Origin of the sequence: Flavobacterium sp. (assembly GCF_046317795.1) — a bacterium.
Lineage (GTDB): Bacteria > Bacteroidota > Bacteroidia > Flavobacteriales > Flavobacteriaceae > Flavobacterium.
Map to the genome: position 1 here is coordinate 1 of NZ_JBKCVI010000202.1, position 2,620 is coordinate 2,620.

The following is a 2,620-nucleotide window of genomic DNA, read 5'->3' on the forward strand; positions in this document are numbered from 1 at the left end:
ATCCTAATGGGATCACATTAAAGCCTCTTTTTTAGGGGCTTTTTTTTGTATTTTATATGTTTTATTTTTATATTCTTTTTTCAAAATTTTTAGATAAATATTATATTGGACATACTTCTGAAACTTTAGAAGAAAGGCTTCGTAAACATTTGTCAAAACATTCGGGTTTTACCTCAATGGCTAAAGATTGGGAAGTTGTTTACTTTGAAATATTTGATAATAAATCAACAGCTTATAAAAGAGAATTGGAAGTTAAAAAATGGAAGAGCAAAATAAAAATTCAAAAATTAGTTAGCGCTGCTGGATAGAGCAATATCCCTTGTAAAAACTTTGATAATGACAAGTTTACTTGATCATTTTTTTGTTTTTAATGAAATATCAAAGCGGCGCTTTGTTTAATGTTTCAGCGCAAAATCCTTCTGAAAAAAAACAAATTTTTTGTAAAGTTTATAATATTTCTTGATTTATTATAATTTCTTGCCTTTATAATAATTAATCAACAAATCCACAAACTTGCTATAGCTATCAATTCCATCCTCTTGTTGGTTAGTTTTTAGAAACTGGTCATAGAAAGCGTGAAATCCTTTGTCAATAATAGTGTCATATTGTTTCCAAAACAAATCACTTTCTTTGTAATTGGCTATAATTCCCGAATTAATTTTCTTTTTTAGAACTTCAAATTGTTTTTCGTTTTTCATTGCAATATTTGACATACAATACCGTAAGGCGTTGGATAATGCCGAATATTGAAAATACAAATCTTCATTTTTAATACCAGCCAAAAATCCAATAAAATTGCATTCGCTTTCGCTGGCAAAACCGATTTGATGCGCCATTTCGTGGCAAACCACATTGGGAAACCCAAACATGGGTAGTTTAAAGTTGACTTGAGATTCATTGGTAAACGGATTCAGATAGCCACCAAAACCCATATAGGTTAAGGGCAAACTAAACAACGATTTTTTTCTACTTGGAATTTCGTATCGGAAAAATGGATATATTTTGGATAAGTTATCATAACCGTTTTGTGTCATGCTGAAAATACTATCTTGTGAATAAGGATTGGTTACTTTCTCATTTTGATTTTTTGTAATGGCTAATTGCACGTTGTTAGTTTTTGTAATTATCTTTTCTGTAAAAGTTACTAAATCAGCTTCGGAGTATTCTGTTTTAATATTCATTTTTTCAAAAAGTGGCACCCGATAATAATTGAAAGCCCAAAGCAAATGAAATAGGAAGTAAAACACCGAAAGAAAATTTAAAACCGACCATAATTTACGTTTCAAATGCAGTTTCCGGTTTTTATAAAACCAGTAAATACAATAAATAATTGTCGTTCCGTAAATAATGTCACCAATAGAGAAAGGGATTTCCCCCAATAAAGTTCTCGAAAAATGAGAAATATACACATACAATCCATTGCTATAAAGTCGTTCTACAGTTTCAGGGAAGAATGCTAAAAATCTCAGAAAGATAATCTGAAATAATAGAAAAAGAGGAAGAATATAGTTGCGTTTCAAAGTATTATTTTGCTATAAAAATACTTATAATCAAAACCAATAATTCTTTTTTTGTAAATTTGTTGTATAAAAAGATACATTTATGGAATATATTGCAGAAAGAATAACAATTGATGATAAAATGTGCAACGGGAAACCTACTATTCGAGGCACAAGACTTACTGTAAATACAATATTAGAATTTTTGAGTTCAGGTGAAACTCGAGAAGAACTTTTATATCAATATCCAACTCTAGAAAACTAAGATATTGATGCTTGTTTAAAGTTTGCAGCGGATTTAATGAAACGAAATTTTACCATTAGAAGTGTTGCATAAATGACAAAATTTCTAATAGACATAAACCTTCCTTATTATTTTGCACTTTGGAATTCAAACGATTTTATTCATCAAAAAGACTTAGATAGTAGCTGGTCTGATGAAGAAATATGGCAATATGCAAAAATAAATAATCTTACCATTAGTACAAAAGATGTTGATTTTTCAAATAAAATAATGTTGCATAATCCACCCCCAAAAGTTATTCATATTCGTTTTGGAAATTTGAAAATTAAACCATTTTATAAAGTTATTACTAATCTTTGGGATAATGTTCTTGATGTTAATTCTAATTACAAACTTGTAAATGTTTTTGCAGATAGGATTGAAGGAATAGAGTAATAAATAACATTATTATAATTAATTTGTGAAATTTCAGTTTAATAATAGTCCAAAATCACTTCAAAAATAATTTTAACAAAATGAGCCAAGAAATTAGAAACCTGGAACCAAAAGCACTTTGGAATAAATTTGTCGATTTAAATGCCGTTCCTCGTCCATCCAAAAAAGAGGAACGCGTGATTGAATTTATGAAAGACTTTGGAAACAGTTTAGGATTGGAAACTTTTGAAGACGAAATCCGAAACGTAATTATTCGTAAACCCGCTACTGCAGGAATGGAAAATCGTAAAACCATTGTTTTACAAGGACATTTGGATATGGTGCATCAAAAAAATAACGATACTGAATTTGATTTCCTCACACATGGTATTGATATGTATGTTGATGGCGATTGGGTTCGTGCTCGTGGAACTACACTTGGTGCCGATAATGGATTGGGAGT

4 protein-coding genes and 1 pseudogene are annotated in these 2,620 nt (G+C 29.7%); 4 read left to right on the forward strand and 1 reads right to left on the reverse strand.

The window, feature by feature from the left end; all coding sequences use genetic code 11:
- Positions 1-56 precede the first annotated feature (56 nt).
- The gene (locus ACK5ON_RS11795; protein WP_396174129.1) at positions 57-308 is read left to right on the forward strand and encodes a GIY-YIG nuclease family protein; all 252 of its coding nucleotides are present in this window, start codon (positions 57-59) and stop codon (positions 306-308) included.
- A gap of 159 nt (positions 309-467) precedes the next feature.
- Here the strand turns inward: ACK5ON_RS11795 and ACK5ON_RS11800 are convergent, their stop codons facing one another.
- Positions 468-1,520 carry a DUF3810 domain-containing protein gene (locus tag ACK5ON_RS11800; RefSeq protein WP_409822716.1) on the reverse strand — a complete coding sequence of 351 codons (1,053 nt, stop codon included), beginning with the start codon at positions 1,518-1,520 and terminating at the stop codon, positions 468-470.
- 82 nt (positions 1,521-1,602) lie between these two features.
- Between ACK5ON_RS11800 and ACK5ON_RS11805 the strand changes: the two genes are divergently transcribed.
- The 3 genes and pseudogenes from ACK5ON_RS11805 to ACK5ON_RS11815 all read left to right on the forward strand — a co-directional run.
- On the forward strand, positions 1,603-1,764 hold the full coding sequence (locus ACK5ON_RS11805) for a DUF433 domain-containing protein (RefSeq protein ID WP_409822719.1): 162 nt from the start codon (positions 1,603-1,605) through the stop codon (positions 1,762-1,764).
- A 72-nt stretch (positions 1,765-1,836) separates the two neighbouring features.
- Positions 1,837-2,178, forward strand: coding sequence for a DUF5615 family PIN-like protein (locus tag ACK5ON_RS11810; RefSeq protein ID WP_409822722.1), 342 nt, complete (start codon positions 1,837-1,839; stop codon positions 2,176-2,178).
- Between the two features lie 80 nt (positions 2,179-2,258).
- Positions 2,259-2,620 (forward strand): annotated as a pseudogene (locus ACK5ON_RS11815) (cytosol nonspecific dipeptidase); the annotation flags it as partial.

What these genes read in the sequence shown, in the direction of transcription:
- ACK5ON_RS11795 (WP_396174129.1), top strand. Translation starts at nt 57, where the DNA reads ATGTTTTATTTTTATATTCTTTTTTCAAAATTTTTAGATAAATATTAT.
- ACK5ON_RS11805 (WP_409822719.1), top strand. Translation starts at nt 1,603, where the DNA reads ATGGAATATATTGCAGAAAGAATAACAATTGATGATAAAATGTGCAAC.
- ACK5ON_RS11810 (WP_409822722.1), top strand. Translation starts at nt 1,837, where the DNA reads ATGACAAAATTTCTAATAGACATAAACCTTCCTTATTATTTTGCACTT.